The following is a 25,078-nucleotide window of genomic DNA, read 5'->3' on the forward strand; positions in this document are numbered from 1 at the left end:
GTTCATTGGAATCTATAAGCGTCTGCGACATGTCGGCACCCCCCGATGTTCGGGAGGCAATTCTTAATATCAATACCCCTTATTCGGGTTTGGCATTTTGTTTCTTGGCTTTGGCACGACCACGGATTTTCTCCGCATATCCAGGTTTGTTCTCCTGGCGTGGGCGGGCAATCGCGAGATCATTGTCGGGAACTGAATGGGTAACGGTAGAGCCCGCAACAACATATGCGCCTTTTCCTACCGTGACAGGTGCAATCAGATTGACATTGCTGCCTACGAACGCATCGTCTTCAATCGTCGTTACAGCTTTATTATATCCATCATAATTCACCGTTATTGCCCCGCATCCAACATTTACGTTTTTCCCTACTTTAGCATCCCCAATATAACTGAGATGTGATACTTTGGAGCCTTCATCAATTGTAGCATTTTTCACTTCAACAAAGTCACCAATTTTTACTTTACGGCCCAGTTTGGTACCTGGACGCAAATAAGCAAATGGACCTACAGTTGCTTCTGATCCAACCTCGGCTTGTGACAGTACAGAATGCTTAATTGTAACCCCATCCTGAATGATACTGTCTTCCACATCTGCCTGAGGACCAATATGGCATGCTTCACCAATGGTAGTTGTACCTTTGAGTATGGTACCCGGATACAATACTGTATCTGATCCAATGGTAACATCCGCCCCGATATATGTCGATGCCGGATCGATGATTGTAACACCGTTCAACATATGTTTTACCGCCAAACGTTCACGCATGAACGCTTCTGCTTGTGAAAGAGCAAGTCGATCATTAACTCCGATGGATTCCGCGATGTCATCTGACATGTAGGCTTCCACCACTTCTCCATCATTACGGAAAATGCCAACCACGTCAGTGAGATAGTACTCTCCCTGAGCATTCTGGTTCGTCACTTTCTCCAGCGCAGCGAACAACTTAGCATTATCGAAGCAGTACGTACCTGTGTTGATCTCGTTCACAGCATCTTCCTGCTCCGTGCAATCCTTCTGTTCCACAATGCGCTGTACAGAACCATCTTCTCCGCGAATAACGCGGCCGTACCCTTTGGGATTGTCCAGTTCAGCTGTGAGTACCGTTGCTGCTGCTCCACGGCTCTCATGGAGTTTCATCAGTCCTTCCAGCGTCTCGCTGGTCACAAGTGGTGTATCTCCACAGACAACGATGGTTGACCCTGCTTCACTGCCGAGCAGAGATTTAACCTGCTTCACCGCATGTCCTGTTCCCAATTGTTCAGCCTGAAGCACGTACTCTGCTCTGGAACCCAAAAATGACTGCACCGCTTCGGCACCGTGACCGACCACAACGACGCTGCGTTCAACGCCTGCGCGAAGCGCTGCATCCAGCACGTGACCCACCATCGGTTTACCGCATACGGGATGCAGTACCTTGTACAATTTCGATTTCATCCGTTTGCCTTGCCCTGCCGCAAGAACGATTGCCATTCTTTTCAAAATTTACGACCTCCTGTTCTGAAAAACCCATCGTTTGACCTTACCTGTATATATCCGATGAGTAACGTTCAGCCGGCCCTGCGCCGGTCTTGTTCATCGCCTGCTGTCTCTGTAATCACGCGTAACAACGCGGACACCAACAAATCGTGACCTATATGTATACGCCGTGTACTTGCGAGCTTAACCGATTCCCATGATTCCTAGATGCCGCCCTGTTACCAAGCGCACGCTGCGCTTTTTGTTCTTTCAACATTTTGCAACATTTAAGCTGCGAAAATGCTCTTCTGTGAATAAACTCAATACTGAATATATCTTATTCCGGTCAAAAAGAAAAGAGAGCCATAAGACATGGCTCTCTTTTCCTTCGAACCCCAATAATGTTCTCAGGCACCTTCTTCAATGACTTCTTCCTCAGTTGCTGCGCGATCATACTCAGTCAAAACAGCTGCTTGAATCTTCTCGCGAGTACCGGAAGAGATCGGGTGGGCGATATCACGGAATTCTCCGTCAGGAGTCCGCTTGCTCGGCATAGCGACAAACATTCCGTTATTGCCATCGATGACGCGAATGTCATGAACGACGAATTCGTTATCGATGGTAATGGATGCGATAGCCTTCATTCTCCCCTCAGAGTTAACACGGCGGAGTCTGACATCCGTAATTTGCATGTGTGTGTTCACCACCTTTTTCCATCAGAACTTGGTGTATAATTCCACACAGCACATACGAACTCCTTCTTTTTATAACCACAAAAATGTCCTAATTTCAGGAATTTTTTTATTTAATACACAATTCGACAATGTTAGTGCCAGGTCGATGGAAAAGAACCTTTCCCGACATGTAATTCGTCATGATTCTACAGGTCAAAATAGTTGCCAGGCTTGACGGAAATGTGTCTGCTCTTCGCATCAACCGCCGTCAGCTTCGCCAGAGATATATAATCCGTCAACAATCGTTCCTCCGAATCAACCGATCCAGATTCTACTAATACGCCTACTCCGGCTACCGTGGCATTAAACTCGGCCAATAGGTCGATCATCCCTTGGACGGTTCCCCCAGCTTTCATAAAATCATCTACAATGAGCACTCTGGAGTGCTCACGCATTGCCCTGCGAGATAGGGACATGGTATGTAGGCTTTTATGGGACCCTGATACATAATTGATACTTACGGCCGATCCTTCCGTAGCCTGATGGTCCCTGCGCACGAGCACTACAGGCAGGTTGAGCTGGGCTCCGGTCGCATAAGCAAGTGGAATCCCTTTGGTTTCGACCGTCATCACCACATCAATATTCATATTGCCAAAGGCCGTTGCAAAAATCTTGCCGGCTTCATTCATCAATGCGGGCTGTCCAAGCAGGTCGGACATGTACAGATATTCACCAGGGAGTATCCGATCCGGCTGCGCGAGCTGGGTAGAAAGTCGTTCTGCAAAAGCCAGTGCCAGTTCTCTGGACACCTTTGGAATCCACTTTACTCCCCCGGCTGCTCCAGCCAGTGTATGCAGTTCTCCCGAACCACCTTCTTCGAACACTTCCTTGATAATCGCCAAATCTTCACTGATCGACGACTTCGCAGCTCCATAGCGTTCGGCAAATGTAGTCAACGGAATAACCGTATGCGGTCTAGACAATAAGTACTGTGTCATTTCAACCAGCCTTGCGCTTCGTTTTAATTTCTTCACAGAGATCCATCCTCACGATCACGGAAAACATCCAAATCCGAATAATTATTTAAAAATATACCACCTTTATACGTGTTTGTACATTATAAAAGCGAATTTTAAGTTAGCATGCGTACTGCATATACTTCTTTACAGAAGCCTCGCAGTCCATTGTATATCCGAGCAACCTTGGACTCCTTAGAGACCAGTCCAAACACAGTTGGACCGCTGCCTGACATTAATACTCCGTCTGCTCCAAGCCGAATCATGGCATCCTTCAGATGCTGAACTTCCGGATACAGCTTCAACGTTACGTCCTCAAGCACATTCCCCATCTGCCCGCACACTTCGGCAAAGGATTGGTTGCGAATGGCCTGCTCCATTTTGGCAGCACTCGGATGACGAACAATCTTGTCGCTGCGGAAACGTCCATAGACATCGGCTGTAGACACATTAATCGGCGGCTTGGCCAAGATCACCCAACATTGCGGGGGATTCGGAATCGGTGTCAGCTTCTCCCCACGGCCTGTGGCGAGTGCTGTTCCGCCTGTAATGCAGAAAGGCACATCCGAGCCCAGTTCTGCTCCAAGTTCCTGCAGCTCTTGATCCGGAATGTTGAGACGCCAGAGGCGATTCAATCCACGCAGCGTTGCTGCTGCATCACTGCTGCCACCAGCAAGTCCGGCGGCCACCGGTATTTTTTTGTCCAGATGAATATGAACTCCGGTTTTCACGTCGTAACGCTCTTTGATAAGCCTGGCTGCCTGAAAAGCCAAGTTCTTCTCATCCAGGGGGATATATCCCGCCTGACTAGAGATAAAGATCGTGTCACGAGGCAGCTCAGACATTTCCAGTCGATCGGCAAGATCCACCATCGTCATGATCATCTCAACTTCGTGAAATCCATCTCTTCTTTTATGTAAAACGTCTAGCATCAAATTGATTTTAGCAGGCGCTTTTTCGTAAATTTTCAAGGCGTTCACCCGTCCTCACCTTTTCCCTAAGACAACTTAACATATTATATCAAAATGGGGCTGTCAAGTCATTTCTATTCCGCATCCATGGGGAAAAAGCGAGGTCATTCCTGCCGGATTGCCCCGCTCTCCAAACCGATTGAACCGGATTACGATTTGCGTGCCGCTTCTTCCGCAAGTTGAATGGCCCGTTTCACCATATTGCCCGCATCCTTCGCTTTGATCCCGCCCCAACCTTCCTGCTGGACGGTATCATAGAATCCTAGGTCTTTTGCCAGTTCATTCTTGAGTTCATCCGACATTACACTTCTTCTTCTCCGGCTCATGGGTCATCCTCCTCGAAATAGTTCATTCATGATAAGTCCATTTGTATCCGGGACTATTTGCCCCCAGGCTAAGAAAAATGCCTTGAACCTGTCCAAATAGTATGCCGCTTCTTCCCCAGACTCATTCCTGATCAACTATGCCTCTCCGATGAATCGAGCGGGATTATTGCAAAAATAAAAAAAGCGACCTGCCCAAGGGGGCAAAATCGCCGTAAATCGATACTTACGTCTCCATGTAAGAGCTATGCGTCTGGCTGCCTGGATCAAATACCATGACTTCCACCGATTCCGTAAGTATATCAGCATAACTGTAGGATACTCGCTTGAAAGTTTCTTGCTCCTCATCAAGCTTGACAATAAAAACAGAAGGGTACGTTTCTTCCAATACACCCGTACGCTCAATGGTCTTACGGCGGCCACCATTAGCCCGCAGCATAATTTTCTGACCGATATGTGCATCGAGATTGCGTTTGATATCCAATAGCGTATTTTTAGCCATTGTCGACGACCACCTCTTTTCTTGTCCATTATACCGGATTTTACAGTCATTGTCAAATCAAAACTAATTATTATATCAGTATCAAAAAGTTGTTGTCAATGAATTTTTTTGCAAACAAAAAAAGCCCCTAAATGGGACTTTCTTCTGCCATCATTAGACGGCTGATGGATTCACTTTTAACGTGGATAGATCGTTCAATCCGGGCAGACCTACCCGATAACTTCCCCGTGTCTCTACGCCACCCACACCCTGGCTACCACTAATCGTGTTATGCAAAATGTCATTCATGTTCACCGTTTCCCGCACCGACGTGAAGGCTGCCTTAGCTGCCACATAGACCGGGTCCAGGGCATGGATGAGAATTCGTCCTGGTGAACTGGCAAAGTTCGCTCCAGCCCGCAGCAAGGCCTCAAAGTGGGACTGACACGCGCCAGCTACAATCGTGAGCGCATCGAGATGACGTTCATATTGCCTAGCCACCTGAATAGCGGATACAAAGTTCTGCGAATTCTTGTAGCTTCCCAGACTATATAAGTCATAGGGCTGACGGGTCTTGAGTACCCCGTCATGGCCAGTAATGACAACGATATCCGGACGCACTTTGGGCAGCAGACGATATAAAGTGTCCGCCATGGCAGACTCGTGTACATATTGACCCTCTGCGGGAACACGAAGCTGCTCATAAAGGTTCATGCTTTTTTTTAGATAATTAGGATCGCCATCCAAGTGCAGCACTTTGCCAGGCATCTCGAAATAAGCCGGGTCTTGTTGAACAGACCATTCCTGAACCAAACCTTCACGATTGCGCTCCGCCTGTTCCATTCGATTTTGCTGCAGGCGTGAGAGCGTCTGATGTGCCTTCACATGGGCCTGCCTCGTCTTCGCACTCTGCGGTTCATAAGGAACCTGTATCAAATCGTCCACAGGGGAATCGGCTAACAGCCGGAACTCGGTCCCTTTAATGATGGCACCGTCCGACTGGAGGCCTTCCAACCGGAAAGTCACATCTCCACCGTATGACTTTCGAACGACCAAGTCTCCGATATTCATCAACATAATCACCTCTACCCCATCGTATGGGCAGAAACCCGGATTGGTTCATCCGAATTTTACAGAGCTGATCGTACCCCAGCTTCCCACATTACGGTACTGAGTGTCGCATACTCCTGCAGGCTCAATGTTTCTCCCCGTCTTGAAGGCTGAATACCGGCCTGCTCCAACAACTGATCAGCCTGTTCTCTGTTCTCCTTCGTGAAGAAACGGGCTTTCAGATTATTGGAGATGGTTTTTCTACGCTGCGCAAAGGAAGCCTGTACGACTTCGAAGTAATGTGCCTCGTCGGGAACTTCAACCGGTGGTTGTTCACGCACCTTTAACTTAATTACAGCCGATTCCACATTAGGCTGCGGAATAAAGACCGTGGGCGGAACAATACAGACCAATTCCGGCATACTGTAGTACTGAACCGCAATGCTCAGACTGCCATAGTCCTTTGATCCTGGTGCAGCAGCCATGCGTTCAGCCACTTCCTTCTGGATCATGACCACAATGCTGTCTACAGGCAGCTTCTCTTCGAGCAGCTTCATCATGATTGGCGTCGTTACATAATAAGGCAGATTGGCTACAACACTCACTTTATTTACCGTTCCAAAATCGGTGCGGAACAACTCAGCTAGATCCAGCTTCAGCACATCCCCGTGATGCACACGAACGTTTGGATAAGGCTGCATCACTTCACCCAGAATCGGGATCAATCGCTGATCAATCTCTACAGCCGTTACAGGACCGGCTACCCGAGCCAGACGTTCTGTGAGTGCGCCGATCCCTGGTCCGATCTCAAGTGCGCCCTTGGACTCGTCCAAATCAGCTGCATTTACAATTTTGTTCAATATATTTTGATCGATCAGAAAGTTCTGACCTAAGCTCTTCTTGAATGAAAATCCGTGTCTTTGAATAATTTCTTTGGTTCGTTTGGGTGTTGCAATTTCTACGGTTTCTTCCATGCCTTTCATACGCTCACAATCCTTCACGTTCAATTTGCGATAATGCTTCGGAGAACTCTTCCCGGGTAATCTGGAATACACTCAACCGCTTGTGGAACTGTTTGCCATTGCAATAACCTATGCCCAGCAGATTGCCCATCTCCATACGACGTGCAGCAGCCTGTGGGTGCACAATCAGTCCCGCCGCAATCAGATCCTCCCAATCAATCAGACTGGGTGCGCCTTCATATGACGTGTGCACACGTGCCAATGCATGACGAATCGCCTCCGGTGAGGCGTTCTCCACCCCGATGTCGCCTTTACGCGTAGCATCCGCCTCAGGGATGAAAGCATGCTTGCAACCAGGTACTTTATTGGCGATAATTTTACGAATACGTTCACCAGCATGATCCGGGTCTGTCAGTACGATGACACCACGTCTCTCTTGAGCAAGTGCGATCCGCTTTAGAATGCGCTGGTTGATGGCGGACCCACCAGTCTCGATCGTATCTGCCTGAACCGCACGTCGAATGGCTACGGTATCGTCACGGCCTTCTACCACGATCACTTCTTTTATCATGTTCCATTTCTTCCTTTCTAACGCAAAAAGAAGAGGAATATCCCTCTTCTCTGCCAAACGGCGGGGGAGACTGAATTCAGACCCCTCCGCCGCATATTCCGCATGAATCATTCATGCTTATATTTTATAGCATTCCCATTTCAAAGTAAAACGATTTTAGTTCGCTTCCGGCTTCACCGGACCAATCACATATACCGTCTTGCCTTTCTTCCGTCCGAAGTTCAGGGCATGCTTCACACTATCATAATACACATCAATTTTGTTGCCTTTAATGGCACCACCTGTGTCTTCCGCGCGACGGAAGCCAAGGCCCTCGATATACACCCACCAGCCAATCGGAATGATTTTGGGATCAACCGCAATGGTACGTCCCTCAGTTACCCGAGTACCTGAAGCTGTTTTTGTGCCGATACCAGGCTCTTCAGAAGAGTATGCCGTCATGGATACATTTTTCAAGACTTTTGAATATTTAAAAGAACTGCCTGAGACGGTAATTACTTTGCTGCCCGAGGCAGCGGTTTTCTTCGAGTTCGTGGTTGTTGCTGTTTTTGTCGTGGAAGTCTGCGCCGATACCGTCTGAATCACTGGCTCTTTCACAACAGGTTTGGCTTTGGTACCAATGGCAATCACTTTATCGACGCGATTCGTTGCGACCGATTTACCCACCATTTTTTTGGAGACCAATTCTCCATCCTGAAACACTTTTTCAATATGCTGTACAAGTGTGCCTTCTTTACCGCTCACAACGACACGATTGTCGCCTTTGTACAAGCTAGGGTCAGCCGTTTTGATCACTTTATAAGCAATCGGATGTTCCACTTCCACCGTACGCTTTGTTACCCGCACTACACGGATTTTCATATCCGCTTCAATAGTGGTTCCAAGCGCCGGATATACTTTGTCTTCATTTGCAATTTGAATACCTGATTTTTTAATCGCATCTTTTACCGATGAATCGGTTGTATACAGAGTCTTGGTGTCCCCGTCTGCCGTAATATTAACTGGAACGGCCCGCTCAATAACGATGCGGTCTCCATCTGTGATCGCCCCATTCAAGGGCATGGATACCTGATCGTGAGGGCTGACTGTGATTGACTGCTCCTCCAGCATTTCCTGAAGCATTCCTGTACGAGTCTCTACCGCTTGAGCTTTGCCATCAATAACCAGTGAAATTTGTTTCCCGGCCTGACCGTAAACGACTAACAAGATCATGATTGTAAGCGCAATTGAGAAAATCGCGATCAATGCCATTTGACGCAAGTTCTCATGCTTCCACCGCAACGCGAAAGACTTACTGGATGATCGTGACTCATGGGTCTCTTCTGGTTGGAATGTGCCCACTTCTCCGTCCTCCTTCATAGCCTCGCCGTCTAAAGTAATGCATGATGTCTTTGACGCGACTATACCAAATTTTCTACAGAACACAGATCGGACCAACATAATCCGGTTCTGCACCATGAATCAATCTTCGCAACATGATGTCATCCTCCTGAATACTTACCGTATGATGACAGTATTTCTTTTATTCAAAAACAAAAAAGCCAAAGAAAGAGTTTAAGAGGAACTCTTTCGTGGCTTCCGAATGATTCTGAATATCGGAAATTCATGCACGAGGTTGCCTCTCTTTTTCCGCTTGCGAGGTTAGCTGTCGGGTTCGGGCGAAAGAGAGCCGCCCTATCTCCGGTCATCCGCTCATGGCGGACGCCCTTGAATTCACCCCGAGACCCAAAGAAGAAATCAAATACGGCTTCGCAGATTCATACGCTGCTTTTGGGTCAGCGCATGTTGCGCATCGGCTGCAATCACCGATGTTTAAGCCCTATTGGTTCCCCCGCTCTCCGTTAACGGAGACTCAGCGAGACTGATTCATGAAAGTAATGTTGTTTCATCGGAAAGTGTCCCTTTGTTCATCCCCCGAACATCTGTCCAATTTTCCGCACAACAATTCACTGAAAAGATGATATCCTGTTTCTATGCATGTTGTAAAGCGTTGTTCAAGTACGTTTTTCTAAATATTTGGTTAAAATATTGTAATATTCTTGATTTATTTGGATCAAAAAGCAAATTAACTCCGCCTAACTCACTTTTTCACCCGTTTTGCTCGATCTTTTAACGAATCCCAAATCGTTCCATGGCATTTTTGGTCGTTATTGCTGCAATTTCCTCTATCGAAATGCCTTTAATTTCCGCAGCTGCTTCTGCAACCAGACGTACATGCGCTGTCTCATTTCGTTTTCCACGATAAGGGTGCGGTGTTAAATAAGGAGCGTCCGTTTCGATGAAAAATCGGTCCATAGGAACCTTCTCAAGTACCTCTTTGGGTTGCTTTGCATTTTTGAACGTGATTGGCCCTCCGAAGGAAAGATGAAAGCCTAAATCCAGACACATTTTCGCCGTTTCCCAGCTGCCAGAGAAGGAATGCATGACACCGCCTACTTCTCCAGCTTTCTCTTCACGCAGAATCTTTACAATATCTTCATGCGCATCCCGGTTGTGAATGACAATCGGCATATTCAACTCACGGGCAAGACCAATCTGTTGTCGTAATACGCGATGTTGAACCTCTTTCGGTGAAGTGTCCCAGTAATAGTCTAGACCAATTTCACCGATGGCTACCACTTTTTCATGCTTGCATAAAGATGCAATCCATTCCAGATCACCCTCTTGCATTGTGATTGCATCCACTGGGTGCCAGCCTACGGCAGCATATATAAAATCATAGGTTTCAGCCAGCTTCATCGTGGTTGGAATGGTCTCCCGGTTAAAGCCCACATTAATCATGCGACCAACGCCTGCATCCACAGCACGCTGAATCATTTCCTCGCGGTCCTCGTCGAATTGTGGTGCATCCAGGTGTGTATGTGTGTCGAACAACATCATGCTGTATTTCTCCCTTCATGTCGAATAAACGACTATCTCTTTTTAATCCATCCTGCAGTCTTAACCAGAACATAACTATTACTAAATTGGATCATGTTTTTTTTATATTTCTTTCATTGTTTGTTGAGCACAACATGTAGAACGAACAAGTTCCTTCATATCTATATGTGCTCATTTTTAGGCAATCGGGTTGTATTCTAATTACTTTGATTACAAAATTATGTCGATCTACATGTACTCTCCATTAAAGCAGATTACTGTATCATGAAAAATAGCTCTTTTCGAAAGCTTTTTTACATCATGATTCTTGAACAGCATTGCGCATCATTTAATGGGAGAAATAGGGGCGTATATGGGACGGTAATTCATGAACAATCGCATCCACCTTATTCTGCGGATAATACAAATGATGTTTTCCGCGATGAAGACCACTGATTGAACGGACAATGTCGGACACCTCTGACAACTCATGTAACTTGTCTTGCCGATCAAGCAGCAAAATCTGCTTGTCCGTGGATTCATCCGGACGAAACACATCATACGGATTATCCGTTGGAAAATCAATTTCTAGATCATACTCGGGATTGAGACCGGCTACAGTGAAGGCTTCCCGAATCTCTTCAATCATGTTTACGTCGATCTGTTCAATCTCTACATACTTATATAATTTGCGATCTATAAATCGTTCGCATAACTCACTTAGAACAGTATCGTCCTCTTTGCGCCACTGCATAAATGCCGTCTGAATCAAAGCTTCGTCCAGTTGTAAATATTCATCCACCGATAGATCTCCAGCGAATAACTGGGGTAGTGGATCAATCATGAAGCGGAATTTGAAACCTTGCTGTATGAGACTTTTTGCCCGCTTAAATATTTGCCGCAATATAATTTCCGAACTTCGGGTAACTGGATGAAAGTAAATTTGCCAGTACATCTGGTACCTGGACATCAAGTAATCCTCCACGGCGTGCATGCCCGACTCCTTGACCACAATTCGTCCGTGATATGGACGCAGCATACGCAAGATACGGTCAAGGTCAATCGTCCCATAGTTTACACCTGTAAAGTAGGCATCCCGAAGCAAGTAATCCATGCGGTCCGCATCTAGCGGACTGGTAACCAAATTAACAACAATAGGTTGCTCATACGTTTTTTGAATAACAGAAGCCACTTTCTCGGGAAAATCAGGAGCATACCGTCTTAAGATCGCCCCTACTTCGGTATCACCTGTAATGATCCGACAAGTCCAATCCTCATGATTCATATCGAAAGCTTCTTCTATAGAGTGAGAGAATGGCCCATGTCCAAGATCATGGAGCAATGCTGCACAAAGGGCTACCGTTTTTTCCTCCTTTGGCCAATCTGAATAGTGACTTCTTTCGAATTGGGAAATAATCTTACGTGTAATTTCGTAGACACCCAAGGAATGTGAGAAGCGGCTGTGCTCTGCACCATGGAAAGTAAGAAACGATGTTCCCAATTGACGGATTCGGCGTAAACGTTGAAACTCAGGCGTGTTGATCAACTGCCATATAATCGGATCTTGCACATGGATATAATTATGTACCGGATCTTTAAACACCTTTTCTTCCGTTAAACGCTGTTCCATGTCTATCACTCCTTTAAATATCGTTTGTATTTGTCGCTTTTCAGTATATACCACCAAGAATTCGACACGCTTTGACGAATCTTGTCGAATAAGGTAGTTTTGTCGTTTTCCAAATCGACAAAGCTGACATTGATGTTTAAATACGAAAAATGGCTTCCAATCCCTTACCACTCGTAATCTTATCAAAAACAGCCTTTATTTTAAGCTAATTTTAAGGTTGACTGTTTTGGGAATCGTTGGTATGATGAGTATCATAAAACATAAAATAATGTCGAATAATGACAATGATCGTTAGCTGAGAGGAGCACTGATTATAATGATGAAATCAACAGGTATTGTAAGAAAAGTGGATGAACTGGGACGGGTAGTTATTCCAATCGAATTGCGCCGTACGCTCGGTATTGGTGAAAAAGATGCTCTTGAGATCTATGTTGACGGCGAGCGCATCATGTTGAAAAAATACGAACCAGCTTGTATCTTCTGTGGCAATGCAGAGAACGTTACTTATTTCAAAGGTAAAATTGTTTGTAACGAATGTATTTCCGAAATCCCTGCACCTGTGACAAAATAAGAAATATCAGGTATAATGGTCTTATTAAATTGTTATTTCTAACCTTTTTATATTCCTTGATCGCCTTCCCGGTGTGAACCCCACCGCTGGAAGGTATTTTTTTGCTTTGTTATTGGTTTTCATTACCTAAAAAATCGAGCTAAGAGTCTGTCCAACCCCAAAAAGAAGAGCGGTGACATTCGTAATATATTTTTTTCTCCGCTCTGCTCGTTTTCATATTCCATTAAGGTTGGATCTAAGGTTCCTTTAAGTTTATGTTCCCTATTCCAGCATGTATTTGTTGATTCGTTATTAGATTAACGCGTTATATACATCTCGTTTCGTCAGACCTCGATCCGTTGCAGTTTTCTTCATCGCATCTTTACGACTAAGTCCTTCATTCTCATAGTGGCTCACATGATCCTCCAAGGACAGCAGTTGCCACCAGGCTTCCCGCTCCGCCTTACGCTCTTCTTCCCTGATACCTTCTACAAGCAAACAATATTCCCCAAGTGGCGGGTGTTCCTCAAGCCATTCTATGCACTCTTGGATACTGCCTCTTGCGAACTCCTCATGACGTTTCGTTAGCTCACGCGCCAGTACGATCGACCGATCACCCAGAATCTCTTCGAGATAAGCCAAACTTTTGCGAATACGGTGAGGGGACTCATAAAATAGCAACGTACCGTTGGACTCATTAAAAGCTTCCATCACTTTTCGCATGTCTTTTTTCTCCCGCGGCAAAAAGCCGCCGAATGTGAAACGCTCCGTCGGTAAACCAGATACGATCAGAGCTGATAACGCGGCATTGGCTCCAGGGATGGGAATGACCGTAATTCCAGCTTCAAGCGCAAGTTTTACAAGATCGGAACCAGGGTCCGAAATGGCCGGCAGACCGGCATCACTGACGAGTGCCAAATTTTTTCCTTCTATTATATAGCGTATTAGTTCAGGCCCACTAGCTCCCTTGTTATGCTCATGGTAACTGAACAACATCGATGGTGTAATTTCAAAATGGGTAAGCAGCTTTCGGGTCTGACGAGTATCCTCCGCTGCAATGATGTCACAGCTCTGCAGTGTTTTAATTGCTCGAAAGGTCATATCGTCCAGATTACCGATTGGTGTTCCTACCAAATATAGTTTACCGGCATCACCCGACTGCTCCGCGTAGCTCTTCTGAATATGCAATGTCATCTATAGTCCTCCTTCCGTTGTACATTCTGCATGCTGTGCACCGTAATATATGTCCATGATTTCTTCGCAGTATTTCCCCTCTTCATTGTAGACAATCAGTGGTGGAAGCATGCGTACCTCCGGTTTCCCATCCTTGAGCGCTTCAATCAACACCATATTGGCTTCCAAATGAGCACGGGGATGTACCATCCGAATCCGCTTCGGTTCAAGTTTGTACTCACGCATCAGAGAGATGATCTCTCCTAGACGCTGTGGGCGATGAACCATGGATACTTTACCGCCATTGCGCACCAGTCGATTGCAGGCCTGGATGACTTCCTCCAGCGTACAACCGATTTCATGGCGTGCCATTGCCTGATGAGTGTTCATCTTGAGGTCACTTCCATTCAAGGGCATATACGGAGGGTTAACCGTTATAGCATCGTATACAGCATGGCCCGTTTCTTTCACGAGTTCACGCAAATCACCTTCATGGATCGTAATGGATTCTTCCAATGCATTCAGTTGAACGCTGCGACGTGCCATATCTGCCAATCGCGGCTGAATTTCAATGCCTTCCAGACTCGCCTGTGTTCGTGTGGTCAACAGAATGGGAACAACCCCATTGCCTGTACACAGATCAAGCACACGACCACGTTTCGGTACTGAAGCAAATCGGGCCAACAATACGGCATCCATCGAAAAACTAAACACTTCATCACTTTGAATAATCTTCAAATCATGAGAGAGCAAATCGTCGATTCGCTCCGAATCTTGCAGTTTTACTGAAATTTCTGTCATATGATACTCTCATCCTCCGGTACTCTATGTCTCAGACAAGGTTCTTAACCTTGAAAAAAAACCGTAGGGGATCCCTACGGCCACTTCATTTATTCAAAAAAGACAGACAGAACAGACAATCGCCTTCCGTCCGCAAATGTCCATAATAGACATTGCAGATATGGAATCCTTCGTGATACAACCGAGCCAGATTATCATACCCTTCACCTACAACATCTTCACCAGTAGCTGGACCCGCAGGCCTTGCTACTGGTGCGAGCGCCGATGCGATGGGCAAATCTGCCGGGGCCTCACGCTTCAGCAGTTTGCGTAACTGCTCATTCTCGATGGTAAGCCGTTGATTATCTTCAAGCAGCTCTTTAACAATCATTTTTAACTCTCCTAAATCACTGTGCAACTGACCCAATTGGGTTTCCATTTCATGAATGTGCGTAAACAGATTTTTCTTTTCCAAGTTTCCACCCCGAAGCAACCTTTATGGTTTACTTGATAACGACGTCATCCAGCGGAAGTTCTTTGACTTTACTGATGTCGAACAATTGAACATGGACTGTGCGATTACCGGCATTGATGCCGACAACTTTTCCTTCACCCAAAGAGGTGACGACCAACTTGCCTACAGCCGGCAATTCTTCTCTCACACTTTCATAGTTATCATGCTCAAATTTCAGACAACACATGAGTCTTCCGCACAACCCGGAAATTTTCGTCGGATTCAGTGACAGGCTCTGATCTTTAGCCATCTTGATTGATACCGGCTCAAAGTCTCCCAGCCAGGAAGAACAACATAATACTCGGCCGCAAGGTCCGATCCCTCCAAGCATCTTTGCTTCATCACGTACACCGATCTGTCTCAGTTCGATCCGTGTCCGGAAAATGCTTGCCAGATCCTTGACCAACTCCCGGAAATCTACTCTTCCTTCAGCTGTAAAATAAAAAATAATTTTATTGCGATCAAACGTAAATTCCACATCGACCAGCTTCATTTTGAGGCCGTGGTCTTTGATTTTATTTAAACAAGTACCGAATGCTTCTTTTGCTGCACGCTTGTTCTCATCTACGACACGGGCATCTGTCTCGCCCGCTACCCGGATGACCTTTTTGAGCGGCAACACCACATCAGACTCGCCTACTTCTTTCTTGCCAACGACAACCTTACCGTACTCTACCCCCCGCGCTGTCTCCACGATAACGCAGTTTTCTTTTTCAATGGGAAGGTCCAGGGGATCGAAGTAATAAATTTTGCCCGCTTTTTTGAAACGGACACCCACTACACTGTACAAAAAATTAACCCCCTCGTAAGCCAATCCCACTTCGTCTGAAGCCCTGTCTTCTTAGGGAACCCGCCGAAGTTATAACCGTTTGCATATGATTGGAACAAAATCTGTCCTCTCCCAGTCTTATGCCAAACCGATCAAAAATTGCTCCAGACAAAGCTGGCCATTGACATTGAAACGCAATTTTTTTCTGCATGCTGCGGCCATATCCATGTAGGAAACCCACTGCTCGGTGCTGCGGGTATGGGCCAACTGAGACAGCATGTCCAACTGATCTATAAAAACGATATGTTCATGCCTACCATACTGGACATACAGCATATCCCTGAACCATAAATGGAACAGGCTAAGCATCGTATCCAGGTGTTCTGAGAGTCCGGTTTTAAAAAGCTTCTGCTGTGCAGAGATCAATGATGTACTTCCTCTACCCAGGGACTCCTTCCCTAATTGTAACATTACGTTTCTAATTTCTGCAAACCAATTCTGCTGGAGAATTTCTCTACATGCTTCCAGTCCTGACGCTAAATGGACGGCAGAGCGAGCCAGATTGGCAGGGTGCCCTTCCGCAATCAGCGATTGCAGCATCTCTTCCGGATTCAGAGCACTGAAAGGAACCAATTGAGAGCGTGAACGAATGGTGGGCAGCATCGCCTGTCCATTATCCGTAATCAAAATGCCTACCGCGGGCACCTGAGGTTCTTCCAGAAACTTAAGCAAGCTGTTAGCCGCTTGAACAGTCATTTTCTCGGCCTGCTCAATAATATATACCTTGGGATGTCCCGCCTCTGATCGGTACGAAAAGATACGTTGCAGATCCCGAATTTGATCAATTTTAATGTTATTCCCATCCGGTGCAAGCATGGTTAGATCCGGATGATTTCCATGTTCCACCTTACGACATTCAAGACACTGTCCGCAGGCATCATCTTCAAGCTCTGTACAGAATATTGCTTTGGCAAATGTGATCGCCGTCTGCAATTGTCCACTGCCAGATGGTCCGCTAAACAAATAGGCATGACTTATGGCATGACGTCTCAAACTGCTCTGTAACATCTGCTTGGCTGCCTGCTGACCCATAATTTGTTGAAAGGACATACTTCCTCCTCAGAAGCTTAAATTAATAAGCATTCCCCGAATTTCTCCTACTTGCTGTAATAACGTAATCTTGCCTTCCTCTGTTTCCAAAAGCTCATCAGCCATAGATAATAAGGCAGAGTCAATCTCATCAATTAACTTGTAACGTTTCCCTCTTCCCCGACGATCCCATCCTCGAGTCTCTTTCATAGACACACCACGACGGACCGTTTCCTCCAGAAATCTTTTTACAAGCTGCTTGTATGCTTTCAATTCACGAATGGTCATGGAACGAGACAAACGGTCACCCTGCATCTGGATCTCACTTAATCGGCGGGTAAGTTCAGCCTGTGATGCCCGTTCACCCTGGTGATTCATCATATCAGAGAAATTTTTGGATTGAACCGGTTTGGAGCCGGAATCGGAAGAACTGAGTCCACTCTGCATCGGTCGGAATCCAGGATTGATTTTCATGGAAACGCCTGCTTTCTACCTTAGTAGGCCAATCGCCCATCAGCACAGTGCGCGTTGCGCCTGTGCGTGGAGGAGACCTTATTTATGTGCTAGATCATACTCTATATATAATAGTAGTTAAATATCACCACATGGATCTATTTGTTGGTTAGTCAACCTCTGTCCGAAATAAAATCTTCCCTGATCGAAAAGTTTATCCGGACAGAGAACGCGATTCTTGATTACAAGAAGGACGCTCAATTGGATTTATAGTGACATCATTAAAAGTGTTCGAATCGATCTACCGGAAGAACAAACACGGTAGCTCCACCTACTTGAACTTCGACAGGTAGCGGCAGGTAAGAGTCGGTTGTTCCGCTCATCGGAGTGACTGGAGTCACGAGCTGTTCACGAACCTTACAGCTGCTGCGAATGACGTTCATTACGGACTCGACCTGACCATCATCGACACCGATCATAAACGTCGTGTTGCCTGCCTTCAAAAATCCACCGGTACTGGCCAATTTCGTAGCCCGAAAATTTGCTTTGACCAATGCGCTGGATAATCGGTTGCTGTCTTTATCCTGTATAATCGCAACAATCAGTTTCATCCTGCATAACCTCCTTCAGATAATAAGCACCTTGTGAAATGCCCTGTCTATATATTAGACAATTACTCGTCAAAATCCTTCAAAATCCCTGTCTTAAGCGACAAAATCATTGCTGCTAAGACCTCATCTTGCTTTTGAGAAGCATCGATGACTTTGATCCTGTCAGGAAACTGTTCCTTCAGTAGAAAATAGCCTTCACGCACTTTGCGGTGGAACTCCAGACTTTCGAGATCCAGGCGGTTAACTTCACGTCCATCGTGGGCATCAATGCGGGCGAGTCCTGCTTCAGGCTCAATGTCCAGATAGAGTGTGACATCCGGCATCAGTTCACCTATTGCAAACCGATTGATGGCCCATACATTCTCTATGCCAAGACCACGAGCGTATCCTTGATAGGCCAGACTGCTGTCGACAAATCGGTCACAGATAACGGTCTTCCCTGCCTTCAATGCAGGCTCCACCTTCTCTGCCAGATGCTGACTTCGTGCAGCTGCATAGAGCAGCGCTTCGGTTCTTGCATCCATTGCCGTATGAAGAGGATTGAGAATGATGGCACGTATTTTCTCCGCAATTTCAATCCCGCCAGGTTCCCGAGTAACTACATATGGTATACCCTGTTCTTCAAAGTAAGAACCTAGCTTACTGATCATCGTTGTTTTGCCGGACCCTTCTCCCCCTTCCAACGTAATGAATTTACCTCTGCCCTGCATATGCTTCCCTGCTTTCTATATCGATAATTGCTCCTAATTGTGCTGCGATAACTACAATCTCGATCCTCTCATACTCCAGACTATGAATGAGCCCGCCCAGAGGTGTATGTTCATGATCAATCCGTAGATTGTTTCGAGTTTGGTACAAGCTTCTTATTATAATACTATACATGATCCCGCGTTAACGGTCAGCTATTCTCCAATATTTCCGATAAGGCACATAGCCTGATCAGCCGTAAATCAACCATACCCATAGAGGGAGCATGACAGAGCCGGCAATAGCACTGACAATCATCGATACGGAACTCAGCGCTACCGCATTTTCTCCATACTCAAAGGATCTTGCCATACCCAATGCGTGGGAAGCCGAGCCGAGTCCGATCCCATACGCATTTTTGCTGTTTACTCTGGCCCGTTTTAAAATCATGGGTCCCAATAATATCCCCGAAAATCCGGCTATCATCACAAATAACGAAGTGAAGGATGAATTTCCCCCCACCTGATCAGCCAGTTGAATGGCAACGGGTGTCGTAATGGATTTGGGCAATAATGCGATAACGATATCTTGCGGATAACCGAGCAGCAGCGATATGGCGGCCCCTGTGGACATACCAACGATGCTTCCACCCAAGGTCCCCCCTAATATCGGGATAATATTCCGTTTCAGTACATCAAGGTGTTTCGCCAAAGGGAATGCCAGGGAAACTACAGCCGGCCCCAATAACTCCTGTATCCATTTGCCACCAAGCATGTACGTATCGAGCTTAATACCAGAAATGATCAGAATCAGTACAATTACAGTCGTTGCCGTCAAGACGGGCATAAGGATCGGCCACTTCAACCTTCTATATAAATGAGTCGCCGGAATATATATAGCCACGGTCAAGGCAATCATTCCGATTCCGAGGATGAATGCGAGCATGAGATCGCCTCCTTCTTGCCTTGATGCGTCGATCTCCACGCCATGAGCCATTCACTGATTTTCGCAGACAACAGACAAGTAATTAATGTACTAATGATTAACCCCAGAACAAGCAGCAGCGTATTGGCTCTAAAAAAATCAAAATGATTGATAATGCCCACCGTGGGAGGGATAAACAATAATTGCAAATTCGATTGAAGCCAGGATGATCCTTCTTCGCCCCAACTTATTCTGATCCATCCCAGTTGAATGACGATGAATAGAAGCAGCATCCCGACAATACTTCCTGTTAACGGCAGATGCAATACAGCCTGAATCAGGTTTCCTATCCAATAGAACCCGTACATCAGTATGACTTGCAGGACTATTCCCGTATATTTTTTTAGCGGAATATCCAAAGTTTGTTCCCTTCTTTCTTATGTCCAGACAACAATGATGTCTTAACTTGTTTGAGCATTTTGCATAAATCCAAAGCGTGTCTTCTAAACTCAATTATTCCCTGATGATTTTCAATGATTGCAGCGAAGTATCAGATACACCATGGAACCTGGCTCCTTCATCTCTCAGTAGCTTAATACGTGATATCATGGCCGCACTTATTCGCTCACCAGCGTACACAAGAGGTATGCCGGGCGGATATGGAATGACCATCTCCGCAGAGCGAAGACCTACACATTTATCAATGGATACTTCTGTTGTATCCTCTTCCATAATCGGCTGCAACGTAAACGGGATAGGCTCCGAAAAAGGAGTTCCTTCTTGAAAATTGTTCCACGTGGAAATATAATTTGCAGAATCTTTTGTAAAACGCTGTGATTGCTCACCAAGAGATTGGCCCTGCTCCTGCTCAAGGCCGATTTGGCGTAAAGCCTGTAACAAAAGCTCGGCATCGCGCAGCGTCGAGCCCAGGCTAAAGAGCAGGACGACGTATCTTTCGTCGCTCATTTCGGGCACACAGCCGCATGCTTCCAGCTGCTGCTGCAGCCCATAACCGCTCAGCACCCCTGTGCCGTCATAAATGACGGCCTTGAACGGGTCCTGAGCGGTGTATCCCGCGGCTGAAGGCAACGCCGTCGCGGGCAGAGCTTCAGGCCGCCCCGGTGCACCGGCGGCCTCGGACTTACCGCCAGTGGCCGGCTTCGCCCCGGCTGGCGGCTCTTGCTGCAGCAGCTGCCCCGGCTGCAGCAACTGAAAGCGCGGCAGCTCCGCAAGGCCGCGCTTAAAGGCGTCCACGGCGGCAAGCCCCGCCGTGAAGGCATTCGCGCCCTGCGTATGCAGCAGGCGGCGCGCCAGATCAAGCGAAGCCATCACCGGGTATGATGGGCTTGAACTCTGCACCATGGCCAAACGCTGACGCAGCAGGGACCGGTTTAACCTTGGTCCCTGAACGTGCAGCATGGCTCCCATGGTGAAAGCAGACAGCATCTTGTGGGTCGACTGCACCACACCGTCTGCTCCGCAAGACAGTGCCGAGGCTGGCAGCTCCGGATGCTGCCCATAATGCGCGCCATGCGCTTCATCCACGAGCAGCGGTATGCCTGCCTCATGGCACATCTCCGCTATGGGCTTCAGATCAGCGCCCATACCGTAATAATTGGGCAAAGTCACAAGTACTGCCTTTGCCTCAGGATAGGCCTGGACAGCGGCCTGCACCGTCTCAAGCGACGGCATCACCGCAAGTCCACTCGCAGGGTCAACCCACGGCTCCAGGAATACAGCCCTTGCGCCTGCCAGCATCAATCCGTGAATGACAGACTTGTGCACATTACGTTGTACCAGTACAAGACTATTAGGTTCATTACATATGGTAAGCAGCAAAGACAAATTACCCGCCGTACTGCCTCCGACAAGGAAGAAGCTCTCCTCTGCTCCAAAACAATCAGCTGCCAGCTGCTGCGCCTCCAATATAACCCCTTCTGGATGATGCAAGTCGTCCGTCCCCGAGATTTCCGTTACATCCAGCCGCATCATCTCCAGAAACGCACTCACCGGTACTACATCTACATCTGCTGCAGATCCATCATTTACATCCCCACCATTATTCGTCAGTCCGAGAATCTCATTATTATGCCCTTGTCCCTCAGCTTGCCTGAAGCGCTCTTCCCCATCAGTTACTGACCGTCCCCAACTTTGTTTTCCCTTCGCCTCACCCTCATTACGGTGAATTTCACCCGCTGCCCCCTCTAACTGCTGCTGGTCCGTTTGCTCCAGTAACCCTCGATAGACTTGTCCATTCTTGTGCCCAGGTACATGAAAAGAACGCTGCCCTGAATCACGATAAGCAAGCAACGCCTCATATAAAGGTGCGGTATTTGATTTATGTTCCATTGAATAATCATCCTGTACATTCATAAATTTTGATACGGTCGTACCAATACTCTCTCTAACTACCGAGACCTCTCCACACTTGTTTCTCTTCTAAGATCTGCTGTATCAAAACGTGTGGGTAAATCACTCCTCCTTTTATTATATCAGCAATTGTCCAGTCCCCGTGCAAACCGCCGTTTCCAACGATGCAGTAGCAACATATTCTGTCACCCCATGGGTGCTTATCATGTCCATTTTCCCCTTCCTATTTACCTGATAGAAACAGAAAAAGGCCCCTAGGGCCTCTATGCACATCGATACAAGTCAATGTGATGTTTCACTAATATGTTTTAACGTTCTTTATGCGTTCTTTTGCACCCAAATCTGCTTCATCTGATGAATAAAATAATTGTACTTGGCATCCTGTGCATCCGTATGAACCATTTCTGCTTCGCAAGCGTCACATATAAATTCAGATACAATAAAAATGCCTTCTCTTTTGGTCTGTTCGCAGATAATGCATGTGTGTTCGGCGTGTCCTTCCATCAACCATCCCACCTTGTTTTACGTATTACTATCAGTATTGCACAGTTTCTATTATTTTAAACCTTTTCATAGTGCTTTCTTTCTATAAAATATATATATTCGCCTAACCCTCCATGGGTGTCTGTACCGAAAACAAACAGAAGAAAAATGCCATTCGTTCTATACTTCAGCGAGACAGCCTGCATTTGTTAGTCATTCTCCTTACCTTATAACGTATCTAAAACCTCACAGACCTATAATTTGTTCTATTATATGAAAAACCATGCATGGACAGTCATTACAAGAAACATCACCGTACTTCATTGTATTTCTAATGTGATTACCTCCTCCTCCTACAGCTATGAAAAACTTATATTCTATAATCTTAAAAAAACTTGGATTTTCAGCCGATATATAATACATCACCATTCAGAACCTGACAGCCAGGTCGTTCAAAGGTATACTTGTATATGATTAATCTACTTCCATATCTTGTACATCAATCTGGAGTCCATACAAGGTTCATATATGTAACTCTGCGTCATCCATTTCCTTATTTATGAAAACGAATACCTATTACAAATGAACGTGATCCCAGAAGGAGGATTTGTAATCGTATGATCGCCGAACCGGAGAATAAAGCAACCTTTTATCAATACCGGCTTCTGAAAAAAAAGGCCATTGCCCGCAGCGTAATCTTTAGCTATCTGTCTTTGCCTGTCATTATGCTTTTGTTTAATCTGTTAGCATTCTCCTGGACCGGCCTCTTCTACTTTATCCTGGCAGGACCGATCACACTATGGATTCATTATGTCATTGCCAGAACCATATTACTGCTGGTCCGTACCTCCTATGCACGTCGTTGGCGCTGGAACCTCAAAATGCCTTGGTTCGGCTATATTCCAGACCAACATTTCAGCTACCGCATGTTCGTCCGGGTCCACCTCAATATGAGCTGGATTGGGCTATGTATCATTACCGTCTGTTTAATATGGTCACCCTTGTCCTTCACCCTATCGTTGATTTTCTGGCATCTGTGGCTGCTTGTACCACGTCTATATGTTGTACTTGTTCTTTCACGCGAACGAAAGGACGGGCTTATCAAATTAAATGAACAAGATGTCTCCTACTACCTGCAATAATTATTCTTCTATCCTTTACCTATAACCTTGCCTAACGCAAAGTATAGTTGAAACCAGTAATACATAAAACGCTAAAGCTCATCCATACCTTCTATTCAAACTGACGCAACCACTCCTATGACAATCTTCCTTGATTACTGCGTCATGCTTCCAAACCTTAAAGGTTATCCACAGTGGATAACCTTTATTTATTCTGCCTCCCTTCCCCCCTTATCCACAGCATGGGTATAGCTAAACTGGTTATCCCCAACACAGTACATTCATTTCCGTTCCGCCACTCCCTAGTTTGTTGAATACCTTTTCTGATATTGAGTACGTAGGAGGCTCATAATCGACCTCCTTTCGGTATCTTTCCCCCCTCTTCTATGTTTACTTGCTCTATAGACGACTGATACCAGCCTCTACAGGCACCTACTATCTTTGCTATCTATGCCTCATGTCTCCTGTGTGAGTGCTGTAAGCCTGCCTCTCTACAGCTCCTGGTTAAGTCACCGCCAAAAGAAAACCTCCGAACGATTCATTGCTCATCTAATATGATTCATGACAGACAAAAAATAAATACAAAAAGCTCCCGATCAGAGATCGGGAGCTTTACTATCATACGGACCATTACACCGTTAATTGTCGAACCATTACATCAAAACACAACTCATTCAGTCATCATCATCAAGTGATTTTACTGTCGTCTGGGCAGCTTCACTTTTCGGAACCATCACCGTGAAGAAACCATCATGTACAGCTAGATGTACAGTATGCCCTTCTTTAGCAAATACACGTAGGGAACTTGAGTCATTGGAAGTACTCTTGGCTTGCTTTTCTGTCCATCCCCAGCTCTTAATCTCGTCTAGATACACCTCAGGAATACTAGTGCTCTCACTAATACCAGATAGCGTATATCGAACATAATCCATATCCGAATTGTTTTCAGACTGGTCAGATTTATTCGCCACTTTAGGAACCGGGAAACCCTTCTCGTTTACCGCTCCTTCATAAGAAGTCCATGCAGATCCTGCTTCACCGCATCCTACAAGCACGCCTATTAGGCCGAGCAAGAGAAACGAATGAAGAACTAGTCTTCGCCAACTTATCACACACACCCTCCTTTTCACAGCTGCACATTCCAGCTCTGTGGTCAGGTACTTTTAGCATATTTAACATAGTCCTATTATACTGGTTTCGAATGCGTTTTCCGTAACAAAAATGTTACCTTCATTTCAAGACTTTCTAGGGCATTCCATTTACCCTCTTTTGAAAGTCAATCCACCCTCTATTTATATCAGCTTCCAAAGCCAGAATTCAGTCCATCCAACACTAGCTATTCCTGTATTTTTGCTTATAAACAAATAAAAACCACCACCGAATAACATCGGCAGTGGTTCTTTGCTTGGCGGCGTCCTACTCTCCCAGGACCCTGCGGTCCAAGTACCATCGGCGCTAGAGGGCTTAACGGTCGTGTTCGGGATGGGTACGTGTGGAACCCCTCCGCCATCGCCACCAAACGCATAGCATAGCTTACATTCAGAGTTTATTCTCTGAAAAC

27 protein-coding genes, 1 rRNA gene and 1 riboswitch are annotated in these 25,078 nt (G+C 46.1%); of the genes, 2 read left to right on the top strand and 26 right to left on the bottom strand.

Translation table 11 applies throughout. From position 1 onward, the window contains the following. Positions 1 to 79 precede the first annotated feature (79 nt). The 12 genes from glmU to gpAD87_RS24265 all read right to left on the bottom strand — a co-directional run bounded on the left by glmU (position 80) and on the right by gpAD87_RS24265 (position 11,993). Positions 80 to 1,471 (bottom strand): bifunctional UDP-N-acetylglucosamine diphosphorylase/glucosamine-1-phosphate N-acetyltransferase GlmU, encoded by a 1,392-nt coding sequence (gene glmU / locus gpAD87_RS24210; protein ID WP_371121682.1) that lies wholly within the window; start codon positions 1,469 to 1,471, stop codon positions 80 to 82. A gap of 392 nt (positions 1,472 to 1,863) precedes the next feature. Further along, positions 1,864 to 2,148, bottom strand: a complete 285-nt coding sequence (gene spoVG, locus gpAD87_RS24215) for a septation regulator SpoVG (protein ID WP_017691372.1) — start codon at positions 2,146 to 2,148, stop codon at positions 1,864 to 1,866. 188 nt (positions 2,149 to 2,336) lie between these two features. Continuing rightward, positions 2,337 to 3,164: a pur operon repressor gene (gene purR / locus gpAD87_RS24220; protein WP_064641410.1), complete on the bottom strand. Its 828-nt coding sequence runs from the start codon at positions 3,162 to 3,164 to the stop codon at positions 2,337 to 2,339. Positions 3,165 to 3,262: 98 nt separating this feature from the next. Further along, complete coding sequence (ispE, locus tag gpAD87_RS24225; protein WP_064641978.1) at positions 3,263 to 4,117, bottom strand: 4-(cytidine 5'-diphospho)-2-C-methyl-D-erythritol kinase; 855 nt, start codon at positions 4,115 to 4,117, stop codon at positions 3,263 to 3,265. 149 nt (positions 4,118 to 4,266) lie between these two features. Beyond that, the gene (locus gpAD87_RS24230; protein WP_053778930.1) at positions 4,267 to 4,443 is read right to left on the bottom strand and encodes a small, acid-soluble spore protein, alpha/beta type; all 177 of its coding nucleotides are present in this window, start codon (positions 4,441 to 4,443) and stop codon (positions 4,267 to 4,269) included. Positions 4,444 to 4,666: 223 nt separating this feature from the next. Beyond that, the gene (gene veg / locus gpAD87_RS24235; protein WP_053778931.1) at positions 4,667 to 4,942 is read right to left on the bottom strand and encodes a biofilm formation stimulator Veg; all 276 of its coding nucleotides are present in this window, start codon (positions 4,940 to 4,942) and stop codon (positions 4,667 to 4,669) included. 153 nt (positions 4,943 to 5,095) lie between these two features. Beyond that, on the bottom strand, positions 5,096 to 5,992 hold the full coding sequence (yabG, locus tag gpAD87_RS24240; RefSeq protein WP_063567545.1) for a sporulation peptidase YabG: 897 nt from the start codon (positions 5,990 to 5,992) through the stop codon (positions 5,096 to 5,098). Between the two features lie 59 nt (positions 5,993 to 6,051). Then, positions 6,052 to 6,954 (bottom strand): 16S rRNA (adenine(1518)-N(6)/adenine(1519)-N(6))-dimethyltransferase RsmA, encoded by a 903-nt coding sequence (gene rsmA, locus gpAD87_RS24245; RefSeq protein WP_064641412.1) that lies wholly within the window; start codon positions 6,952 to 6,954, stop codon positions 6,052 to 6,054. 4 nt (positions 6,955 to 6,958) lie between these two features. Then, on the bottom strand, positions 6,959 to 7,504 hold the full coding sequence (gene rnmV / locus gpAD87_RS24250) for a ribonuclease M5 (protein WP_024633704.1): 546 nt from the start codon (positions 7,502 to 7,504) through the stop codon (positions 6,959 to 6,961). 156 nt (positions 7,505 to 7,660) lie between these two features. Further along, complete coding sequence (locus gpAD87_RS24255; RefSeq protein WP_064641414.1) at positions 7,661 to 8,845, bottom strand: 3D domain-containing protein; 1,185 nt, start codon at positions 8,843 to 8,845, stop codon at positions 7,661 to 7,663. A 273-nt stretch (positions 8,846 to 9,118) separates the two neighbouring features. Then, positions 9,119 to 9,372, bottom strand: a riboswitch (cyclic di-AMP (ydaO/yuaA leader). Between the two features lie 241 nt (positions 9,373 to 9,613). Next, positions 9,614 to 10,384 carry a TatD family hydrolase gene (locus gpAD87_RS24260; protein ID WP_197521513.1) on the bottom strand — a complete coding sequence of 257 codons (771 nt, stop codon included), beginning with the start codon at positions 10,382 to 10,384 and terminating at the stop codon, positions 9,614 to 9,616. A 328-nt stretch (positions 10,385 to 10,712) separates the two neighbouring features. Beyond that, entirely contained in the window at positions 10,713 to 11,993 is a 1,281-nt protein-coding gene (locus gpAD87_RS24265) for an HD domain-containing protein (RefSeq protein ID WP_063567542.1), read from the bottom strand. A gap of 316 nt (positions 11,994 to 12,309) precedes the next feature. Here gpAD87_RS24265 and gpAD87_RS24270 point away from each other — a divergent pair, with 316 nt between their 5' ends. Next, a complete protein-coding gene (locus gpAD87_RS24270; protein WP_024633700.1) occupies positions 12,310 to 12,564 on the top strand; it encodes an AbrB/MazE/SpoVT family DNA-binding domain-containing protein in 255 nt (84 codons plus the stop codon). A gap of 291 nt (positions 12,565 to 12,855) precedes the next feature. On the opposite strand, the gene rsmI is transcribed toward gpAD87_RS24270, so the two are convergent. From rsmI to gpAD87_RS24330, 12 genes are all read right to left on the bottom strand, one after another. After that, on the bottom strand, positions 12,856 to 13,737 hold the full coding sequence (gene rsmI / locus gpAD87_RS24275; protein ID WP_064641416.1) for a 16S rRNA (cytidine(1402)-2'-O)-methyltransferase: 882 nt from the start codon (positions 13,735 to 13,737) through the stop codon (positions 12,856 to 12,858). Then, the gene (locus gpAD87_RS24280) at positions 13,738 to 14,517 is read right to left on the bottom strand and encodes a tRNA1(Val) (adenine(37)-N6)-methyltransferase (RefSeq protein ID WP_064641418.1); all 780 of its coding nucleotides are present in this window, start codon (positions 14,515 to 14,517) and stop codon (positions 13,738 to 13,740) included. It lies immediately after the preceding gene. An 85-nt stretch (positions 14,518 to 14,602) separates the two neighbouring features. After that, a complete protein-coding gene (yabA, locus tag gpAD87_RS24285) occupies positions 14,603 to 14,971 on the bottom strand; it encodes a DNA replication initiation control protein YabA (protein ID WP_024633697.1) in 369 nt (122 codons plus the stop codon). Between the two features lie 28 nt (positions 14,972 to 14,999). Further along, positions 15,000 to 15,800, bottom strand: coding sequence for a PSP1 domain-containing protein (locus gpAD87_RS24290; RefSeq protein ID WP_024633696.1), 801 nt, complete (start codon positions 15,798 to 15,800; stop codon positions 15,000 to 15,002). A gap of 117 nt (positions 15,801 to 15,917) precedes the next feature. Continuing rightward, positions 15,918 to 16,889 carry a DNA polymerase III subunit delta' gene (holB, locus tag gpAD87_RS24295; RefSeq protein ID WP_063567539.1) on the bottom strand — a complete coding sequence of 324 codons (972 nt, stop codon included), beginning with the start codon at positions 16,887 to 16,889 and terminating at the stop codon, positions 15,918 to 15,920. 9 nt (positions 16,890 to 16,898) lie between these two features. Further along, the gene (locus tag gpAD87_RS24300; RefSeq protein ID WP_024633694.1) at positions 16,899 to 17,342 is read right to left on the bottom strand and encodes a YaaR family protein; all 444 of its coding nucleotides are present in this window, start codon (positions 17,340 to 17,342) and stop codon (positions 16,899 to 16,901) included. Positions 17,343 to 17,602: 260 nt separating this feature from the next. After that, positions 17,603 to 17,932 (bottom strand): cyclic-di-AMP receptor, encoded by a 330-nt coding sequence (locus gpAD87_RS24305; RefSeq protein WP_017691391.1) that lies wholly within the window; start codon positions 17,930 to 17,932, stop codon positions 17,603 to 17,605. Positions 17,933 to 17,994: 62 nt separating this feature from the next. Continuing rightward, entirely contained in the window at positions 17,995 to 18,642 is a 648-nt protein-coding gene (gene tmk / locus gpAD87_RS24310; protein WP_064641420.1) for a dTMP kinase, read from the bottom strand. A 229-nt stretch (positions 18,643 to 18,871) separates the two neighbouring features. Then, the gene (locus tag gpAD87_RS24315; protein ID WP_064641422.1) at positions 18,872 to 19,564 is read right to left on the bottom strand and encodes an LrgB family protein; all 693 of its coding nucleotides are present in this window, start codon (positions 19,562 to 19,564) and stop codon (positions 18,872 to 18,874) included. Beyond that, positions 19,534 to 19,962 (bottom strand): CidA/LrgA family protein, encoded by a 429-nt coding sequence (locus tag gpAD87_RS24320; RefSeq protein ID WP_079697640.1) that lies wholly within the window; start codon positions 19,960 to 19,962, stop codon positions 19,534 to 19,536. Before gpAD87_RS24320 ends, gpAD87_RS24315 begins: the two co-directional genes overlap by 31 nt. A gap of 94 nt (positions 19,963 to 20,056) precedes the next feature. Next, positions 20,057 to 21,892, bottom strand: coding sequence for an aminotransferase class I/II-fold pyridoxal phosphate-dependent enzyme (locus gpAD87_RS24325; RefSeq protein ID WP_064641424.1), 1,836 nt, complete (start codon positions 21,890 to 21,892; stop codon positions 20,057 to 20,059). A gap of 339 nt (positions 21,893 to 22,231) precedes the next feature. Further along, positions 22,232 to 22,417 carry a sigma factor G inhibitor Gin gene (locus gpAD87_RS24330; RefSeq protein ID WP_024633689.1) on the bottom strand — a complete coding sequence of 62 codons (186 nt, stop codon included), beginning with the start codon at positions 22,415 to 22,417 and terminating at the stop codon, positions 22,232 to 22,234. A 596-nt stretch (positions 22,418 to 23,013) separates the two neighbouring features. On the opposite strand from gpAD87_RS24330, the gene gpAD87_RS24335 reads away from it, so the two are divergent. Next, positions 23,014 to 23,538 (top strand): hypothetical protein, encoded by a 525-nt coding sequence (locus tag gpAD87_RS24335; protein WP_063568461.1) that lies wholly within the window; start codon positions 23,014 to 23,016, stop codon positions 23,536 to 23,538. A 653-nt stretch (positions 23,539 to 24,191) separates the two neighbouring features. On the opposite strand, the gene gpAD87_RS24340 is transcribed toward gpAD87_RS24335, so the two are convergent. Both gpAD87_RS24340 and rrf read right to left on the bottom strand, forming a co-directional pair. Continuing rightward, entirely contained in the window at positions 24,192 to 24,629 is a 438-nt protein-coding gene (locus gpAD87_RS24340) for a hypothetical protein (RefSeq protein ID WP_079697642.1), read from the bottom strand. A gap of 291 nt (positions 24,630 to 24,920) precedes the next feature. Next, positions 24,921 to 25,037: ribosomal RNA gene (rrf, locus tag gpAD87_RS24345) — 5S ribosomal RNA — on the bottom strand. Positions 25,038 to 25,078 lie beyond the last annotated feature (41 nt).

The sequence above is a fragment of the Paenibacillus sp. AD87 genome, assembly GCF_001659845.1.
In the GTDB taxonomy this organism is placed as follows: Bacteria; Bacillota; Bacilli; order Paenibacillales; family Paenibacillaceae; genus Paenibacillus; species Paenibacillus marchantiae.